At 75.9% G+C, this 17,780-nt stretch carries 18 protein-coding genes; 15 read left to right on the top strand and 3 right to left on the bottom strand.

What is annotated here, in order from left to right; all coding sequences use genetic code 11:
- The 15 genes from pgsA (at position 1) to ACI8AA_RS08025 (ending at position 15,420) form a co-directional block, all read left to right on the top strand.
- Positions 1 to 633 (top strand): phosphatidylinositol phosphate synthase, encoded by a 633-nt coding sequence (gene pgsA, locus ACI8AA_RS07955; protein ID WP_457043949.1) that lies wholly within the window; start codon positions 1 to 3, stop codon positions 631 to 633.
- Positions 630 to 1,565 (top strand): phosphatidylinositol mannoside acyltransferase, encoded by a 936-nt coding sequence (locus ACI8AA_RS07960; protein WP_457043950.1) that lies wholly within the window; start codon positions 630 to 632, stop codon positions 1,563 to 1,565. Before pgsA ends, ACI8AA_RS07960 begins: the two co-directional genes overlap by 4 nt.
- Entirely contained in the window at positions 1,565 to 2,776 is a 1,212-nt protein-coding gene (locus tag ACI8AA_RS07965; RefSeq protein ID WP_457043951.1) for a glycosyltransferase family 4 protein, read from the top strand. The genes ACI8AA_RS07960 and ACI8AA_RS07965 overlap by 1 nt, the downstream gene beginning before the upstream one ends.
- Before the next feature lie 10 nt (positions 2,777 to 2,786).
- The gene (locus ACI8AA_RS07970; protein ID WP_457043952.1) at positions 2,787 to 3,326 is read left to right on the top strand and encodes a hypothetical protein; all 540 of its coding nucleotides are present in this window, start codon (positions 2,787 to 2,789) and stop codon (positions 3,324 to 3,326) included.
- Between the two features lie 22 nt (positions 3,327 to 3,348).
- Entirely contained in the window at positions 3,349 to 4,470 is a 1,122-nt protein-coding gene (locus ACI8AA_RS07975) for a heparan-alpha-glucosaminide N-acetyltransferase domain-containing protein (protein WP_457043953.1), read from the top strand.
- Between the two features lie 88 nt (positions 4,471 to 4,558).
- Positions 4,559 to 5,311, top strand: coding sequence for a YebC/PmpR family DNA-binding transcriptional regulator (locus ACI8AA_RS07980; RefSeq protein ID WP_457043954.1), 753 nt, complete (start codon positions 4,559 to 4,561; stop codon positions 5,309 to 5,311).
- A 157-nt stretch (positions 5,312 to 5,468) separates the two neighbouring features.
- The gene (locus ACI8AA_RS07985) at positions 5,469 to 6,329 is read left to right on the top strand and encodes a L,D-transpeptidase family protein (protein ID WP_457043955.1); all 861 of its coding nucleotides are present in this window, start codon (positions 5,469 to 5,471) and stop codon (positions 6,327 to 6,329) included.
- 94 nt (positions 6,330 to 6,423) lie between these two features.
- A complete protein-coding gene (gene ruvC, locus ACI8AA_RS07990; protein ID WP_456926739.1) occupies positions 6,424 to 6,990 on the top strand; it encodes a crossover junction endodeoxyribonuclease RuvC in 567 nt (188 codons plus the stop codon).
- A complete protein-coding gene (ruvA, locus tag ACI8AA_RS07995) occupies positions 6,987 to 7,625 on the top strand; it encodes a Holliday junction branch migration protein RuvA (protein WP_457043956.1) in 639 nt (212 codons plus the stop codon). Before ruvC ends, ruvA begins: the two co-directional genes overlap by 4 nt.
- Entirely contained in the window at positions 7,622 to 8,746 is a 1,125-nt protein-coding gene (ruvB, locus tag ACI8AA_RS08000; protein WP_457043957.1) for a Holliday junction branch migration DNA helicase RuvB, read from the top strand. The genes ruvA and ruvB overlap by 4 nt, the downstream gene beginning before the upstream one ends.
- A 172-nt stretch (positions 8,747 to 8,918) precedes the next feature.
- Complete coding sequence (locus ACI8AA_RS08005) at positions 8,919 to 9,284, top strand: preprotein translocase subunit YajC (protein ID WP_457043958.1); 366 nt, start codon at positions 8,919 to 8,921, stop codon at positions 9,282 to 9,284.
- A gap of 10 nt (positions 9,285 to 9,294) precedes the next feature.
- Positions 9,295 to 10,947 (top strand): protein translocase subunit SecD, encoded by a 1,653-nt coding sequence (gene secD, locus ACI8AA_RS08010; RefSeq protein WP_457043959.1) that lies wholly within the window; start codon positions 9,295 to 9,297, stop codon positions 10,945 to 10,947.
- The gene (gene secF, locus ACI8AA_RS08015; RefSeq protein WP_457043960.1) at positions 10,944 to 12,311 is read left to right on the top strand and encodes a protein translocase subunit SecF; all 1,368 of its coding nucleotides are present in this window, start codon (positions 10,944 to 10,946) and stop codon (positions 12,309 to 12,311) included. Before secD ends, secF begins: the two co-directional genes overlap by 4 nt.
- Complete coding sequence (locus tag ACI8AA_RS08020; protein ID WP_457043961.1) at positions 12,308 to 12,904, top strand: adenine phosphoribosyltransferase; 597 nt, start codon at positions 12,308 to 12,310, stop codon at positions 12,902 to 12,904. Before secF ends, ACI8AA_RS08020 begins: the two co-directional genes overlap by 4 nt.
- A gap of 92 nt (positions 12,905 to 12,996) precedes the next feature.
- Positions 12,997 to 15,420, top strand: coding sequence for a RelA/SpoT family protein (locus tag ACI8AA_RS08025; protein WP_457043962.1), 2,424 nt, complete (start codon positions 12,997 to 12,999; stop codon positions 15,418 to 15,420).
- Here the strand turns inward: ACI8AA_RS08025 and ACI8AA_RS08030 are convergent.
- From ACI8AA_RS08030 to ACI8AA_RS08040, 3 genes are read right to left on the bottom strand one after another with little or no spacing between them, the layout of a single operon-like run.
- Entirely contained in the window at positions 15,410 to 16,048 is a 639-nt protein-coding gene (locus ACI8AA_RS08030; protein WP_457043963.1) for a methyltransferase domain-containing protein, read from the bottom strand. The two genes, ACI8AA_RS08025 and ACI8AA_RS08030, sit on opposite strands and share 11 nt — an antisense overlap.
- Entirely contained in the window at positions 16,048 to 16,764 is a 717-nt protein-coding gene (locus ACI8AA_RS08035; RefSeq protein WP_457043964.1) for a peptidylprolyl isomerase, read from the bottom strand. The genes ACI8AA_RS08030 and ACI8AA_RS08035 overlap by 1 nt, the downstream gene beginning before the upstream one ends.
- Positions 16,761 to 17,618 (bottom strand): peptidylprolyl isomerase, encoded by an 858-nt coding sequence (locus ACI8AA_RS08040; protein ID WP_457043965.1) that lies wholly within the window; start codon positions 17,616 to 17,618, stop codon positions 16,761 to 16,763. The genes ACI8AA_RS08035 and ACI8AA_RS08040 overlap by 4 nt, the downstream gene beginning before the upstream one ends.
- Between the last annotated feature and the right edge of the window lie 162 nt (positions 17,619 to 17,780).

Raw genomic sequence — 17,780 nt, forward strand, 5'->3', positions numbered from 1 at the left:
GTGCTGGGGTCGGGTGCCCGGGCGGCCGTCGGCCGGTTCTGGGCACCGGTGGTCACCCGGCTGGCGCGGGCCGGGGTGACGCCGGACGCGATCACGGTCACCGGGACCGTCGGCGCGATCGCGGCGGCGGTCACGCTCATCGCCTCCGGCGTCCTGTTCTGGGGTGCGTTCGCCGTCACGCTGTTCGTCCTCCTCGACATGCTCGACGGCGCGCTCGCCCGGGCCCGCGGCGGCGGGTCGGCGTTCGGCGCGGTGCTGGACTCGACCTGCGACCGCGCCGTCGACGCCGCGGTCTTCGGGGCGCTGGTGTGGTGGTACACCGGCGCGGGTGACGACCGGCTGCTCGCGCTGCTGGCCCTGGTGGGGCTCGTCCTCGGCGTGCTGACCAGCTACATCAAGGCGCGGGCCGAGGGCGTGGGCATCCCGTGCGACGTCGGCCTGGTCGAGCGCACCGAGCGGCTGATCCTGGTGCTCACCGGCACCGGGCTCACCGGCCTGGGCCTGCCCTACGCCGTCGACGTGGGGCTGTGGCTGCTGGTGGTGGGCGGCGCGGTGACCGTCGCGCAGCGGGTGGCCGCCGTCCACCGCGGCGCCCGCGGGAAGTCGCTGACGCCGACGGCGCCGGCCCCGTGAGCGGGCTGCGGGCGCGGGCGGCCGCGCAGGCCACCGACCTCGGCTACGCCGCGGGCTGGCAGGCGGTGCAGTGGCTGCCCGAGCCGGTGGCCCGCGGGGCGTTCGACGCGGTCGCCCGCTTCGCCGCCGGCCGCCAGGGCCGGGGCACCCGCCAGCTGCGGGCCAACCTGCGCGTGGCCACCGGCGGCAAGCTCGCCGAGGACGAGCTCGACGCGCTCACCGCCCGCGCGCTGCGCTCCTACGCCCGCTACTGGCAGGAGGCCTTCCGGCTGCCCCGCCTGGGCACCGCGCGGGTGGTGCGCGACACCGTCGTCCCCGGGATCGACCACCTGGCCCGCGCCCGCGCGCAGGGCCGGCCGGTGATCCTGGCGCTGCCGCACAGCGGCAACTGGGACGCCGCCGGGGTGTGGTTCCTCGACTGGCTCGGCGAGCCGTTCATGACCGTCGCCGAGCGGCTGCGGCCGGAGTCGCTGTACGAGCGGTTCCTCGCCTACCGGGAGACCCTCGGCATGCGGGTGGTGCCCCTGACCGGCGGGGAGCGGCCGAGCTCGGCGGTGCTGCGCGAGTGGCTGGAGGCCGGGCGCTCGGTGTGCCTGCTGGTCGACCGCGACCTCGGCTCCGCCGGCGTGCCCGTCGAGTTCTTCGGCCGGCCGTCCACCATGCCCGGCGGCCCCGCGCTGCTGGCCGCGCAGACCGGCGCCTCGCTGCACCCGGTCACCTGCCGGTTCAGCGAGCGCGGCTGGGTGCTGCAGGTCGGCGAGGAGGTGCCGCTCGACGGCGGGACCCGGCTGCGGGACCGGGTGGCGACGGCGATGCAGGGCGTGGCCGACGCGTTCACCGCCGACATCGCGCGACAGCCGGAGGACTGGCACGTCCTCGGCCGCATCTGGGCCGACGTGCCGCCCGACCCGCCGGCGGGGGAGCGTCGCTGATGCGGATCGGCCTGGTCTGCCCCTACCAGTGGGACGTCCCCGGGGGCGTCCAGTACCACGTGCGCGACCTCGCCGAGACGTTGCGCGGGCTCGGCCACCACGTCGAGGTGCTCACCCCCGCCGAGCGCGAGGAGTCGCTCACCGACCCCTGGCTCACCTGGGCCGGGCGCACCGTGCCCATCCCGTACAACGGCTCGATGGCCAGCGTGCAGTTCGGGCCGGTGTCCGCGGCGCGGGTGCGCCGCTGGCTCCGCGAGGGGCACTTCGACGTCGTCCACGTGCACGACCCGGCGCCGCCGTCGATCGGCCTGCTGGTCTGCATGATCGCCACCGGACCGATCGTGGCCACCTTCCACGCCGCCACCGTGCGGTCGAAGTGGCTGGCCGCCTGGGGGCCGGTCGTGCGCCCGTGGCTGGAGAAGATCACCGGCCGGATCGCCGTCTCCGACTTCGCCCGGCGCGTGCAGGTCGAGCACCTCGGCGGCGACGCGGTGATCATCCCCAACGGCGTGCACGTGGGGTTCTTCGCCGAGGGCCCGCCCCTGCCCGGGGCCGCGCGCGGCGTCGACGGGCCGACGATCGGGTTCCTCGGCCGCTACGACGAGCCGCGCAAGGGCCTGCCGGTGCTGCTGGAGGCGATGCGGACCGTCGCCCGCGAGCACCCCGGCGCCCGGCTGCTGGTCGCCGGCCGCGGCGACCCCGACGCCCTGCGCGAGGCGGTGGGGGAGGACCTGCGCGCGCACGTGGCCCTGCTCGGCGAGATCCCCGAGGCCGACAAGGCCGCCTTCCTGCGCTCGGTGGACGTCTACTGCGCGCCCAACCTGCTCGGCGAGTCCTTCGGCGTGGTGCTCATCGAGGCCATGGCCGCCGGCGCGCCGATCGTGGCCAGCGACCTCGACGCGTTCGCGCGGGTGCTCGAGGACGGCGCGGCCGGGGTGCTGGTGCGCCGCGGGGACAGCGCGGCGCTGGCGCGGGCGCTGTCGGACCTGCTCGCCGACCCCGCCCGCCGCGCGGTGCTGTCGGCGACCGGCCGCGAGGTGGCCGCGGGCTACGACTGGCAGGTGGTCGCCCGCCGGGTGCTCGCCGTCTACGAGACCGTCGTGCTCCCCGGCGCAGGGGAGGTCACGGCCGGCGACGACGAGGCGTGGCCGGAGGTGACGGCCACCACCGACGGGGTGTTGCCCTCCCTGCTGAGGCGCGTCCGCCGCTAGCGTGCCTCGGGTGACACCCGGCGCCTGGTTGCTCGTCGCCGCGGTCGTCGTCGTCCTCGTGCTGGCGTGGACCGCCTGGACGCTCACCCGGCTGCGGCGGCTCGAGGCCCGCGTCGCCCGCGCGCGGACGGTGCTCGAGGACCGGCTGCGCTCCCGCGCGGCGCTGGCCGAGGACCTGGCCTCCGGGTACAGCGCCGCGCTCGGTGAGGACCGCGCGTCCCGGCTGAAGACCGCCGCCTACGAGGCGCGGCGGACCCCGGCCGGCGACCGGGAACTGGCCGAGAACGCCCTGGGCCGGGAGCTGCGCGCGCTGCCGGCGGACCTGCCGGGGGTCCCGGCGGAGCTGCTGGCCGGGCTGGCCGAGGCCGAGGCCCGCATGGCCCTGGCCCGGCGCTTCTACAACGACGCCGTCCGGGACACCGCGCTGCTGCGCCAGCGGCGGCTGCCCCGGCTGCTGCGGCTGCACGCCGACCGGCCGCTGCCGCGGTTCTTCGACGTCGAGGACGGCCTGGACGCCGTCCCGACCGGCGCCGGGACGCCCCGCGGCTGAGCGTCCCCGGGCGGTGGACCCCATGACGACGGGGCGGGACGGGGCCGGCGACGCGCGTCCCGCCGCCGGCCCGGACCGGGTGCGGTCGCCCGGGCGGCGGCTGCGCGGCGTCGACCTGGCCCGCGGGCTCGCCGTCCTCGGGATGTTCGGCGCGCACCTCGGCGAGACCGGGTACCTCGGCTGGGACCCGGCCACCTGGCGGGCGGTGGTCGACGGCCGCTCGTCGATCCTGTTCGCCACCCTGGCCGGGGTCTCCATCGCGCTGCTGTCCGGCGGCCGCACCCCGCCCGCGGACGACGAGCTCGCGCCGGCCCGGACCCGCGTCCTCGTCCGCGCCGCCTGGGTGTTCGCCATCGGCGGCGTCCTGGAGCTGCTGGACACGTTCGTCGCGATCATCCTCGGCGTCTACGCCGTCCTGTTCGTGCTCGCACTGCCGTTCCTGCGCTGGTCCCCGGCGCGGCTGCTGGCCGCCGCGACCGTCGTCGCCCTGGCCGGGCCGCCGCTCACCCTCGCGGCCGGGCGGTACGCCACCGGGCAGGGCGAGGAGGACAGCGCGTTCGCCTTCCTGCTGTTCACCGGCTACTACCCGGCGGCGGTGTGGCTGGCCTTCCTGCTCGTCGGGCTCGCGGTCGGGCGGCTGGACCTCGGTGCCGCCCGGGTGCGGGCGGGCCTGGTCGCCGGCGGGGCGGTCGCGGCGGTGCTCGGCTACCTCGGCGGCCGCCTGACCACCCGGGCGTTCGCGCCGGGGGAGCGGACGGCCGGGATCGAGGAGGGCTTCGGCGCCGCGGGCGGCTGGGACCCGGCCTGGTTCGCCGGCGCCGAGCCGCACAGCAGCACGCCGTTCGAGGTGGTCGGGTCCGGCGGGGTCGCCGTCGCGGTGCTCGGCGTGTGCCTGGTCGTCGCCGACCTGCTGCCGCGGCTCACCTACCCGGTCGCCTCGGTGGGGGCGCTGGCCCTGTCGGTCTACACCGCACAGATCGTGGCCATCGCCGCGCTCGACGTCGGGCACGGGCAGGACTGGGGGCAGTGGGCGCGCTTCAGCCTCACCGCTCTGCTGCTCGCGACGGCGTGGCGCTCCCAGCTGGGCCGCGGGCCGCTGGAGCGGTTGCTGGCCTGGAGCTCGCGGCGGGCGGCCGGGTCCTGACTCGGGAACGGGCGCCGGCGCCCCGCCGGTAGGATCGACCGGTGCGTCCGGGTGCCGGTGCCGGGCGCCGGGACGAGGGAGGACAGCCGTGAGCGGCCATTCCAAGTGGGCGACCACCAAGCACAAGAAGGCCGCGATCGACGCCAAGCGCGGCAAGCTGTTCGCGAAGCTGATCAAGAACATCGAGGTCGCCGCCCGGACCGGCGGCGGTGACCCGGCGGGAAACCCGACGCTCTACGACGCCATCCAGAAGGCGAAGAAGTCCTCGGTCCCCAACGACAACATCGACCGCGCGGTCAAGCGCGGCTCGGGCGCCGAGGCCGGCGGCGTCGAGTACCAGTCGATCACCTACGAGGGCTACGCCTCCGGCGGCGTCGCGGTGCTCGTCGAGTGCCTCACCGACAACCGCAACCGGTCGGCGTCCGAGGTGCGGACCGCGATGACCCGCAACGGCGGCTCGATGGCCGACCCGGGCTCGGTGTCCTACCTGTTCACCCGCAAGGGCGTCGTCGTCGTCCCGAAGGCCGAGGGCGCCGACGAGGACACCGTGCTCATGGCGGTCCTCGACGCGGGTGCGGAGGAGGTCCGCGACCTGGGCGACACCTTCGAGGTCGTCTCCGAGCCGGGTGACCTGGTCGCCGTCCGCACCGCGCTGCAGGACGCCGGCATCGACTACGACTCCGCCGAGGCCGGGTTCGTGCCCAGCGTCACCGTCGAGCTCGACGAGGAGGGCGCCGGCAAGGTGTTCCGCCTCATCGACGCGCTCGAGGACCTCGACGACGTGCAGAACGTCTACGCCAACTACGACGTCTCCGACGAGGTGCTCGAGAAGGTCGGCTGAGGCGCCTCCGGCGCCCCACGCGTCCCGGACACCCCAGCGGTGGCGGCCCCATCCGGACCGCCGGCCCCAGCATGGGGCGACGCGCCGCCTCCCGCGGCGCCCGGTGGACGCGGGTGGGCAGGTGGCGGCAGGCAACGCGCGGGGGCTCCGTGCCGGCGTGGTCCTGCTGCTGGCCGCCGTCGTGCTGGGTGTCGTCGCGCCGCCCACCCCCGGCGCCGCGGCGACGGTCCGCCCGCCGGCGGCCCAGGCCGCGCCGGCCGACGGCGACCCGGTCGGCCGCCGCGCCCCGGTGGGGCTGGTGCCCCGGGTGACCGCCGCACCGGCGCCCGCCGCGCCGGCCGCCGGGCCCACCGCGCAGCCGGTGCCGTCCGAGACCCCGGAGGCCACGGTGCCCGCCGTCGCGGAGCCCGCGCCGGAGCCGATGCCCGCCGCCCTGCCGCTGGACGTCGACGCCGGCGGGTCGGCCCAGGTCGTCACCGTCGTGGCCCCCTCCTCCGGCGCGACCTCCGCGCAGCTCACCGCGTGGGAGCTCGGGCCCGGCGGCTGGACGGCGGTGCTCGGCCCGTGGCCGGCCCGGGTCGGCGCGTCCGGCGTCGGCGTCGCGCGCGAGGGCAGCACCCGCACCCCGGCCGGCACCTTCCCGCTCACCGAGGCGTTCGGCCGCGCCGCGGACCCGGGCACCGGCCTGGCCTACCGGCAGGTGGACGAGCAGGACTGGTGGGTCTCCGACGTCGCCAGCCCGCTGTACAACCGGCACGCCCGGTGCGCCCCCGGCACCTGCCCGTTCGACGAGGCCGCGGGGGAGAACCTGCTCGCGGCCGGCGCCGTCTACGACCACGCCGTGGTCATCGGCCACAACCCCGCGGGGACGCCGGGCGTGGGGTCGGCGTTCTTCCTGCACGTCTCGAACGGCGCCCCGACCGCGGGCTGTGTGGCCCTCGAGCGCGGGCGGCTGCAGGAGCTGCTGCGTTGGCTGGACCCGGGCGCGGCGCCGCTGGTGGCGATCGGCGTCTCGTGACCCGCCGCCGCGCGCGCGTGTTGCGCCGCGGGGCCGTCGTCCGGGACGGTTACGGTTGCGGTCGAACACGCGTTCGGTGAGAGGGGGAGCGGGCATGCGGGTGCTCGGCATCGACCCGGGGCTGACCCGGTGCGGCTGGGGTGTGGTGGACGGCCGTCCCGGTGCGCGCCCCGCCGCCGTGGGCGTCGGCGTGATCCGCAGCTCCGCGGACCTGGACCTGGAGCTGCGGCTGCTGGAGCTGCACACCCAGGTCACCGCGCTGCTGCGTGAGCACCGGCCCGACGTCGTGGCCATCGAGCGGGTGTTCACCCAGAACAACAAGGGCACCGCCACCGGGACCGCCCAGGCGGCCGGGGTCGCGGCGCTGGCCGCGGCCCAGGCCGACCGGCCGGTCGCCTGGCACACGCCCAGCGAGGTCAAGGCGGCCATCTCCGGCAACGGCCGCGCGGACAAGGAGCAGGTCACCCTCATGGTCACCCGGGTGCTGGGGCTGGCGTCGGCCCCCAAGCCGGCCGACGCCGCCGACGCGCTGGCGCTGGCGGTCTGCCACGTGTGGCGCGGCCCGGCCCAGGACCGGCTGCGGGTCGCGGCGATCGCCGGCGGCATCGGCGCGCCGGTGGTGCAGCGGACGCTGCCGCGCTGGCAGGGGGTGTCGCGGTGATCGCCTCGGTGAGCGGCCGGGTCGCCGCGGTCGGCCCCGAGGGCGCGGTCGTCGAGGTCGGCGGCATCGGCCTGGCCGTGCAGTGCACGCCGGGCACCATCGCCCGGCTCACCGTCGGGGAGGACGCCCGCCTGGCCACCAGCCTGGTGGTGCGCGAGGACTCCCTCACCCTCTACGGCTTCGCCGACGACGACGAGCGGCAGCTGTTCGAGCTGCTGCAGACCGCCAACGGCGTCGGCCCGCGGCTGGCGCAGGCGGTGCTGGCCATCCACCCGCCGCGCGAGGTCCGCCGCGCGGTGTCCATGGCCGACGTCAAGGCGCTCATCCAGGTGCCCGGCATCGGCAAGAAGGGCGCCGAGCGGCTGATCCTCGAGCTGCGCGACCGGCTGGGCTCGACCACCACCGACACGCAGCTGGACGGGCCCGCCCCGGCCGGCCTCGCGCCGGTCACCCCGGTGGCGCCGTGGCGCGACCAGCTGTCCTCGGCGCTGGTCGGGCTCGGCTGGTCCACCAAGGAGGCCGACACCGCGCTCACCGCCCTCGCGCCGGTCGCCGACGAGCAGCTCACCAGCACCGGCCGGGTCGACGTCGCACTGCTGCTGCGCCAGGCGCTGCAGCTGCTGGGCCGGTCGTGAGCGCCCCGTTCGACCGGTCGCTGACCGGCGAGGTGGAGTCCGGCATCAGCCGCGACTTCGCCGTCTCCCCGCAGGCCGGGGACGAGGAGCGGGTGGTCGAGTCCGCGCTGCGGCCGCACTCGCTGACCGACTTCATCGGCCAGCCCAAGGTCGCCCGCCAGCTCGCGCTGGTCCTCGAGGGCGCCAGGCGCCGGGGCCGGCCGCCGGACCACGTGCTGCTGTCCGGCCCGCCCGGGCTCGGCAAGACCAGCCTCGCGCTGATCATCGGCTCGGAGCTCGGCACCTCGGTGAAGATCACCAGCGGCCCGGCGATCGAGCGCTCCGGCGACCTCGCCGCGATGCTGTCCAACCTCGGCCCCGGCGACGTGCTGTTCATCGACGAGATCCACCGCATCGCGCGGCCCGCCGAGGAACTGCTGTACATGGCGATGGAGGACTTCCGGGTCGACGTCGTCGTCGGCAAGGGTCCCGGCGCCACCGCGATCCCGCTGGACATCAACCCGTTCACCCTGGTCGGCGCCACCACCCGCGCGGGGCTGCTCACGGGGCCGCTGCGCGACCGGTTCGGCTTCGTCGGGCAGATGGAGTTCTACGAGCCGGCCGAGCTGCAGCTGGTGCTCGCCCGCAGCGCCGCGCTGCTCGGCGTCGAGCTCACCGACGACGGCTCGGCCGAGATCGCCGGCCGCTCCCGCGGGACGCCGCGCATCGCCAACCGGCTGCTGCGCCGGGTGCGCGACTACGCCGAGGTCGAGGCCGACGGGCGGGTCACCCGCGCCGTCGCGCAGGCCGCGCTGGCGCTCTACGACGTCGACGACCTGGGGCTGGACCGGCTGGACCGGGCGGTGCTCGAGGCGCTGGTCGTGCGCTTCTCCGGCGGGCCGGTCGGCGTCTCCACGCTGGCGGTCGCGGTGGGGGAGGAGCCGACCACCGTCGAGGAGGTGTGCGAGCCGTTCCTCGTCCGCGCCGGGCTGCTCGCCCGCACCCCCCGCGGGCGGGTGGCCACCGAGGCGGCCTGGCGGCACCTCGGCCACCCGGTGCCGCGCGGCGGCATCCCCCTCGGGGGTGTCACAGCCGTCCCGCGTGACCCGGGCGCGTCGTCGGAACCCCTGTTCGACGCCTAGACTCATCGGCGCTGGCGCGCAACCCGGCCCTCCCCGGGCCGACCGGTCCCGGCCGTGCGATCCCGTGTCGGCGCGGACGGTGCCCCGCGCGCCACGACCGACGTACCCGAGCGGTCCCGACCCGGGCCGCACCGACCGCGCGCAGCCGGCGCGGTAGAGAGGCACTCCCGTCGTGGAACTGTTCCCCCTGCTCCTGCTCGTGCTGGCGTTCGTGGCGCTGGTCGTGCTCCCCGCGCGGGCCCGCAAGCGCCAGCAGAACCAGACGCAGTCGGCGCTGGCGATCGGCGTGCCGGTCACCATGGCCGGCGGCGTGTACGGCACGGTGGCCGGTCTCGACGACCCGGCCACCATCCAGGTCCAGATCGCCCCGGGCGTCGTCGTGACCTACGCCCGGCAGGCGGTGCTCCAGGTCCGCCCGGTGGCCGGCGAGGTGCCCGGCCCCCTGGCGACCGGGGAGACCGTGGTCGAGCCCGCCCCGGACGAGACCACGCCCCGGGACGACCGGCCGGGCGACGGCCCCACCGGCAAGACCCTCTGACGGAGGACCCGTGGCCAACCGCGCCCTGCCGGCGCGCCGCTACTTCGGCGCGCTGGTCCTGATCGTGGCCGTCATGTACGGCCTGATCTTCCTCACCGGCTCCGACCGCACCCCCCAGCTCGGCCTGGACCTGCGCGGCGGGACCACGGTCACGCTGACCGCGCGCACGCCCGACGGGCAGGCGCCGGCGCCCGAGGACCTCGAGCTCGCCCGCCAGATCATCGAGCAGCGGGTCAACGGCCTCGGCGTCGCCGAGGCCGAGGTGGTCACCGAGGGCGACGCGAACATCGTCATCTCGGTGCCCGGCGACGACGGCGAGCAGGCCCGCGAGCTCGGCCAGACCGCCCAGCTGCGGTTCCGCCCGGTGGTGACCGGCCCCGAGCCGGCCGCCCCCGCCGAGAGCACCGACAGCGCCACGCCCAGCGACCCCGCCACGCCGACCGACGGCGCGACGCCGACGGACAGCGCGGTGCCCACGGACTCCGCCACGCCGACCGACCCCGCCACCCCGACCGACGGCGCGGTGAGCGACCCCGCGCTCGACACCGACCGGCCCGCGGTGACCCAGGAGGAGGCGGCGGCGCAGTACGCGACGCTGACCTGCGACCCCGAGGACACCACCAGCGAGGTCGCCCGGCCCGACGACTACGTCGCGGCCTGCAGCGAGGACGGCACCGTCAAGTACCTGCTCGGCCCCACGATCATCGAGGGCACCGAGATCGCCGACGCCAGCGCCGGCACGCAGCAGACCACCGGCGAGTGGGTCGTGCTGCTGGACTTCAACTCCGAGGGCCGCGCCACCTGGGCGGAGTACACCGCCGCCAACGTCGGCACCAACGTCGCCTTCACCCTCGACGGCCGGGTCGTGTCCGCGCCCACCATCCAGGGCGCCATCAACGGCCAGACGACGATCACCGGCTCCTTCGACCAGGCGAGCTCCGAGGAGCTGGCCAACCAGCTGCGCTACGGCGCGCTGCCGCTGACCTTCGAGCAGGCCACCGCGCAGTCGATCTCCACCGAGCTCGGCGCCGAGCAGCTGAAGGCGGGGCTCATCGCCGGCGCCATCGGCATCGCGCTGGTCTTCGTCTACGCGCTGGTCTACTACCGGCTGCTCGGCCTGGTGATGATCGCCAGCCTCATCCTGTCGGCGGTCGTCGTCTACGCCAGCCTGGTGCTGCTCGGCCGCGAGATCGGGTTCACGCTGAGCCTCGCCGGCATCGCCGGGTTCATCGTGGCCATCGGCATCACCGCGGACTCGTTCGTCGTCTACTTCGAGCGCCTCAAGGACGAGATCCGCGAGGGCCGGACGCTGCGCTCGGCGGTGCCGCGCGCCTGGGTCCGTGCCCGCCGCACCATCCTCTCGGCCGACGCGGTCAGCTTCCTCGCCGCGGCGATCCTCTACTGGCTGGCCATCGGCGACGTGAAGGGCTTCGCGTTCACCCTCGGCCTGTCCACGGTCCTGGACCTGGTCGTCGTCTTCCTCTTCACCCACCCGCTGATGGCCGTGCTCGCCCGCTTCCGGTCCTTCGGCTCAAGCCGGTTCTCCGGCCTCGGCCAGGTCGACCGGTCGCTGCGCTCGGCGGCCCCGTCCGTCCGCGCGGAGCGCGAGCTGGTCGGCGCCGGGTCGGGTGCCCGCGCGTCCCAGGACAGGAGCAAGGCATGAGCCGCGACGAGGAGACCCCGGTGCCGGTGGGCACCGAGGCCGACGAGGCCCGCGCGGCCGAGGCGACGGCCGCCGAGGACGCGGCCGCCGACGACGCCGCGCTCGCCGACGCCGGCCTGCCCGCGGAGGGCAGCGCGACGCGCCGCCCCGAGCGGCGGGCCTCCCTGGCCCACCGGCTCTACAACGGCGAGGCGGGCCTCGACGTCGTGGGCCGCAGCCGGCTGATCTACAAGGTCACCGCGGTGATCCTGCTGGTCTGCATCGCCTCGATGGTGTTCCGCGGCTTCAACTTCGGCATCGACTTCGCCGGCGGCAACAGCTTCCGGCTGCCGGGCGGCACCGAGCAGCTGGAGCAGGTGCGCGAGGCCGCCACCGACGCCGGCGCCGACGTCGCCTCGGCCCAGGTGGTCGGCGGCGACGAGATCCTGCTGCGCACCGGCGCGCTGGACAACGAGGGCGAGCGAGCGGTCGTCGAGGCGGTGGCCGGCGCCGCCGGCGTGGACGCGGGCGCCGTCAGCCCCGAGTCGGTGAGCGCCGAGTGGGGCCAGGACATCACCGACCAGGCGCTCATCGCGCTCGCGGTGTTCCTCGCCGCGGTCATCGCGTTCCTGGCCATCCGGTTCCAGCCGAAGATGGCCATCGGCGCCATCGCCGCGCTGCTGCACGACCTCGTGGTCACCGCGGGCGTCTACTCGCTCGTCGGCTTCGAGGTCACGCCGTCGACGATCATCGGCCTGCTGACCATCCTCGGCTTCTCCCTCTACGACACCGTCGTCGTCTTCGACAAGGTCGACGAGAACACCCGCGGGCTGGCGCAGAGCGCGCGCATGACCTGGGGCGAGGCGGCCAACCTCGCGGTCAACCAGACCCTCATGCGCTCGATCAACACCTCGGTGATCGCGCTGCTGCCGGTGGCCGGGCTGCTGTTCGTCGGCGCGGGCCTGCTGGGCGTCGGCACGCTCAAGGACCTCGCGCTGGTGCTGTTCGTCGGTCTCGCCGCGGGCGCCTACTCGTCGATCTTCCTGGCCACGCCGATCGTCGCCGACCTCAAGGAGCGCGAGCCCGAGGTCGTCGCGCTGCGCAAGCGGGTGCTCGCCCGCCGGTCGGCCGCCGCCCGCCAGGGCGCCCGCGCCTCGGCCGGGCCGGTCGCCAGCGCCCGCCGGGCCCGCGGCGGCGCCCCCCGCGGAGGCGGGGTGGCCCTCGCCGAGCGGGACGCCGGGTCGCTGGGCCCGGCGGAGGCCGACGTCGTCGTCGAGTCGCCGGCCTCGGTCGGTCCCGACGCCGGCCGGCCGCGCGGCGCCACCGCGGCGCCGCGGCCGGGCGTCCGGCCGCAGCGGCCGGGCGGGGCGAAGAAGCGCCGGTGAGCACCGCCGAGGCGCTGCCGCCCCTCGACGAGCTGATCGCCTCGCTGGCCGTCGACGTCCCGGACTTCCCCGAGCCCGGGGTCGTGTTCCGCGATCTCACGCCGGTCTTCGCCGACGGCCCGGCCTTCCGCCGCATGGTGGAGGGCCTGGCCGCGCCGGTGCTGGTGGACCCGCGCGCGGCGGCGGTCGCGCACGCCGACGACGGCCGCCCCGGCGACCCGGGCTTCGACGTCGTCGTCGGCGTCGAGGCCCGCGGGTTCCTGCTGGCCGCGGCGGTCGCGCTGCACGCCGGCGTCGGCGTCGTGCCGGTGCGCAAGGCCGGCAAGCTGCCCCGGGAGCGGATCGCCGCCGACTACGTGCTCGAGTACGGCACCGCGACCGTCGAGATGCACACCGACTCGCTGCGCCCCGGGCAGCGGGTGCTGCTGGTCGACGACGTGCTCGCCACCGGCGGCACGCTGGCGGCCTCCGTCGCGCTGGTCGAGGAGCTCGGCGGCGTGGTGACGGCGGTGTCGGTGGTCGTCGAGCTGGCCGCCCTCGGCGGCCGCGACCGGCTCGCCCCGCACGCCGTGCACGCCCTCTGGGCCACCTGAGGGGGAGCGACCCAGCCCGGCGGGGCCGATCTCCGGCCGGGCGCGGCTAGCATGGTCCTGGTCGTTCCTCCGCCGCTTCCGCAGGAGTCGCCGTGGCACCCGACGCGCCCGCCACCCGAGTGGCTGGCGCGCGGCCCGAGGAGGACCCCGCCCCGCCGCAGGACCAGCGCGCCCCGCTGCCCTCCCGGCCGCTGGTCCGCCGTCCCGACGACGTCGGCAGCGAGCCGCCGGAGGAGGGCGCCCCCGCCCGCCCGCGCCGGGTGCGCGACCGGCTGGCCCGCCGCATCGTCGCCGGCCAGCGCAGCGAGGTCCGCCCGGTGCTCGAGCCGCTGGCCGCGCTGCACCGGCAGAGCCACCCCAAGGCCGACCTCGCGCTGCTGCAGCGGGCCTACGACGTCGCCGAGGCCGCGCACGCCACCCAGAAGCGCAAGAGCGGCGACCCCTACATCACCCACCCGCTGGCCGTGGCCACCGTGCTCGCCGGCCTCGGGATGGACACCACGACGCTGGTCGCAGCCCTGCTGCACGACACCGTCGAGGACACCGGCAAGACCCTCGAGGCGATCAGCGCGGACTTCGGCCCCGAGGTCGCCCACCTCGTCGACGGCGTCACCAAGATCGACAAGGTGAAGCTGGGGGACGCCGCCCAGGCCGAGACGATCCGCAAGATGATCGTGGCGATGGCCCGCGACCCGCGGGTGCTGGTCATCAAGCTCGCCGACCGGCTGCACAACATGCGCACGTTGCGCTTCCTCCCGCCGGAGAAGCAGGAGAAGAAGGCGCGCGAGACGCTGGAGATCCTCGCCCCGCTGGCCCACCGGCTGGGCATGAACACCATCAAGTGGGAGCTCGAGGACCTCGCGTTCGCGACGCTCTACCCCAAGCGCTACGACGAGATCGTCCGGCTGGTCGCCGAGCGGGCGCCCTCCCGCGACACCTACCTGGCCGAGGTCACCGCGGCGGTCACCGAGCAGCTCAAGGCCGCCGGGATCCAGGCCGTCGTCACCGGCCGGCCCAAGCACTACTACTCGATCTACCAGAAGATGATCGTCCGCGGCCGGGACTTCACCGACATCTGGGACCTGGTCGGCATCCGCATCCTGGTCGACACCGTCCGCGACTGCTACGCGGCGCTGGGCATCATGCACGCCCACTGGCAGCCGGTGCCCGGGCGCTTCAAGGACTTCGTCGCGATGCCGAAGTTCAACATGTACCAGTCGCTGCACACCACGGTGATCGGGCCGCAGGGCAAGCCGGTCGAGCTGCAGATCCGCACGCACGACATGCACCGCACCGCCGAGTACGGCATCGCCGCGCACTGGAAGTACAAGGAGAAGGCGCGGCAGGGCGGCAAGCCCGGCCCCGGCGAGTTCGGCGCCTCGAAGGTCGGCACGCCCGACGACATGCTGTGGCTGCGCCAGCTGCTGGACTGGCAGCGCGAGGCCCAGGAGCCCGGCGAGTTCCTCGAGACCCTGCGCTACGACCTCGGTCCGCAGGAGGTCTTCGTCTTCACGCCCAAGGGCGACGTCATGAGCCTGCCCGGCGGGTCGACGCCGGTGGACTTCGCCTACGCGGTGCACACCGAGGTCGGCCACCGCTGCATCGGCGCCCGGGTCAACGGCACGCTGGTCAGCCTGGACAGCAAGCTGTCCAACGGCGACGTCGTGGAGATCTTCACCTCCCGCTCGCCCACGGCCGGCCCCTCGAAGGACTGGCTGTCCTTCGTCGGCTCCTCCCGCGCGCGGACCAAGATCCGCCAGTGGTTCACCAAGGAGCGCCGCGACGACGCCGTCGAGGCCGGCAAGGAGGCCCTCACCCGGGCCATGCGCAAGGCCGGCCTGCCGCTGCAGCGGCTGCTCGGCGGCGAGGCGCTGGTCACGCTGGCCAAGGACCTCCGCTACGCCGACGTCACCGCGCTGTACGCGGCGGTGGGGGAGAACCAGATCTCCGCGGCGTCGGTGGTCGACAAGCTGATCACCGCGCTCGGCGGCGCCGAGGGCGCGGTCGAGGACATCGCCGAGACCGCGATCCCCACCCGGCGGCCGCTGCACCGGCGCCCGGCCAGTGGCGACCCCGGCATCGTCGTCCACGGGATGAGCGACGTCTGGGCCAAGCTCGCCAAGTGCTGCACCCCGGTGCCCGGCGACGACGTCCTCGGCTTCGTCACCCGCGGCGGCGGGGTGAGCGTGCACCGCACCGACTGCACCAACGCCGCGGACCTGCGGCGCAAGAGCGAGCGGCTGGTCGAGGTCGAGTGGGCCAGCCAGCCCGGCTCGGTGTTCCTCGTCTCGATCCAGGTCGAGGCGCTGGACCGGCACCGGCTGCTGTCCGACGTCACCAAGGCGCTGGCCGACGAGCGGGTCAACATCCTCTCGGCGTCGGTGCAGACCAGCCGCGACCGGGTGGCGGTCAGCCGGTTCACCTTCGAGCTGGCCGACCCCGCGCACCTGGGCGCGGTGCTGCAGACGGTGCGCAACGTCGAGGGCGTCTTCGACGTCGAGCGCGTCACCGCCTGAGGGCCACCACCGCGTACAGCGGGTCCCCGACGCCGGGCGGGGTGCGCAGCGACACCTCCGGCTCGGTGAACAGCCCGGCGCGCCGGACCAGCTCGGCGACCAGCACGCCGTGCTGCTCGTCGGTGGTGGCCAGCCAGCCGTGGACGACCTTGGTGGGGAAGCAGCGGTTCGAGAAGGTGACCACCAGCGGCCCGCCCGGGCGCAGCACCCGCCCGGCCTCGGCGAGCACCTCGACCGGCCGGGTCAGGTAGTCGATCGACACGCAGCACACCACGGCGTCGACGTCGCCGTCGGGCAGCGGCAGCCGCGGGTCGGCGTTGAGGTCCTGCACCACCCGCTCGGTGGCCGCGGGGTTGGCCGCCAGCTCGCGGGCGTTCATGCCGAGCACCACCAGCTCGGCCGGCGGGGTGCGGAAGTGCGACACCCACGAGGACATGAGGTCCAGCACCCGGCGGGGGACCGGCGCCGCGCCGTCGATGCCGAGGGCGGCGTAGAGGTCGCCGACCGCGGCGATCGCGGCGTCGTCGATGTGGGTGACCAGCCGCGGCGGGCCGTAGAACTCCGCGTCGGGCCGCTCGTCGTCGCGCGCGAAGAACCCGGGCGGGAACCCCGCGTAGGGGTCCGCCACTAGCCGATGGGGGCCATGGAGGTGACCGTCACCGGGACGGTCGGGGCGCCGCCGCCGGGGGAGGGGTCCAGCGAGCCGTCGTTGCCGTTGGCCGCGACGACGTCGAGGACGGCGAGGCCGCCGTCGTCGACCGTGCCGACGACGGTGTAGTCCGGCGGCAGCGAGCTGTCGCCCCACACGAGGAAGAACTGGCTGCCGTCGAGGCCCTGCCCGCTGTTGGCCATCGCGATCGTGCCGCGCGGGTAGGTCTCGTCGCCGTCGACGTCGGTGGGGAAGGCGTAGGTGGGCCCGCCGGCGCCGGTGCCGGTCGGGTCGCCGCACTGCAGCACCTGCAGGCCCTCGCTGTCGACCTCGCGGTGGCAGGAGGAGCCGTCGAAGAAGCCCCGCCTGGCCAGGTGGAGCATGCTCGCCGCCGCGCACGGGGCGCCGGCCCGGTCCAGGGTGAGCGTGAGCTCGCCCAGGCTGGTCGTCATCCGCAGCGCCGCGGTGCCCTCGGCGGGCACCTCGTCGTCGGGCGGGGCGACCTCCACCGCGTAGGGGTTGCCGGACCGGGCGGCCACCCACTCGCAGGCCACGGTCGCGGCGCCCGCACCGCCGCCGGCGGCGTCGCCGGTCCCCTCGGGGACCGGCGACGCCGAGCCGGGGACCGTGCCCGTGCAGGCCGACAGCGCCAGCAGGGCGCCGGTGAGACCCGCGCCCGCCCGCGCCGGCCTCACGCGACGACGGTCATCGAGCTGATGGTCACCGGGAGGTTGGGCGCGCCGCCGCCGGGGCTCGACTCGAAGGAGCCGTCGTTGCCCGCCGCGGCGACGGTGTCGAGCACCGCGAGGCCCGCCTCGTCCACGGTGCCGACCGCGGTGTAGTCCGGCGGCAGGTCGGTGTCGACGAAGCAGAGGAAGAACTGGCTGCCCGTGGAGCCGGGCGTGCCGCTGTTGGCCATGGCGATCGTGCCCCGCGGGTAGGTCGTCTCCGGCGTGACCTCCTCGGCGAACTTGTAGGCCGGGCCGCCGGAGCCGGTGCCGGTCGGGTCGCCGCACTGCAGGACGCCGAAGGTCGGCTGGTTGACCTCGCGGTGGCAGGTGCTGCCGTCGAAGAACTGCTGCGAGGCGAGGAAGGCGAAGCTCGCCGCGGCGCAGGGGGCCTTCGCGCGGTCGAGGGTCAGGGGGACGTCGCCCTGGTCGGTGCTCATGAGCAGCTGCACCGTGCCGCTGGCCGGGGTGGAGGCCGGGTCCGGCGGCGTGCCGACGTCGGTCAGGTTCGGGTTGCCGGACGTGTCGGGCGCGTACGTGCAGGTGACGGTGCCGTCGGCGTTGGTGACCGCCGGGGCCGCGGTCGCCTCGGAGCCCTCGGTGGCGGCGGCCGAGCTGCTGGCGGCGGCCTGGGCGCTGTCGTCGTCGTCCCCGCCGAGCCCGGCCACCAGGGCCACCGCCCCGGCGACGAGCACGACGGCCATCACGGTCACCACGACGAGCAGGTTGCGACGGCGCTTGCGGGCGAGCTCGGCGCGCCGCTCGAGCTGGCGCTGCAGGCGGCGCTGGGCGGCAACCCGCCGCTGCTTGTTGGTCGGCACGGGTCGGGACACTCCTCGGACGGACGAGACGTTCCGCGGGGTCCGGATCCGGCCTCGGCCGCGCTCCGCGGTCTCCCCGCTGGTCGATCCGCGAGTGTAGGTGCCGCGCCTGTGGACCCTCGGTTGCCGGACCGGAGCGGCCCCGATCCCCCGCGTAACCTG

Source organism: Geodermatophilus sp. SYSU D01180 (assembly GCF_054050415.1).

Bases quoted from the DNA above. Each gene is read 5' to 3' on its own strand.
- ACI8AA_RS07975 (WP_457043953.1), top strand. From the start codon at position 3,349: ATGACGACGGGGCGGGACGGGGCCGGCGACGCGCGTCCCGCCGCCGGC.
- ACI8AA_RS07965 (WP_457043951.1), top strand. From the start codon at position 1,565: ATGCGGATCGGCCTGGTCTGCCCCTACCAGTGGGACGTCCCCGGGGGC.
- secF (WP_457043960.1), top strand. From the start codon at position 10,944: ATGAGCCGCGACGAGGAGACCCCGGTGCCGGTGGGCACCGAGGCCGAC.
- ruvC (WP_456926739.1), top strand. From the start codon at position 6,424: ATGCGGGTGCTCGGCATCGACCCGGGGCTGACCCGGTGCGGCTGGGGT.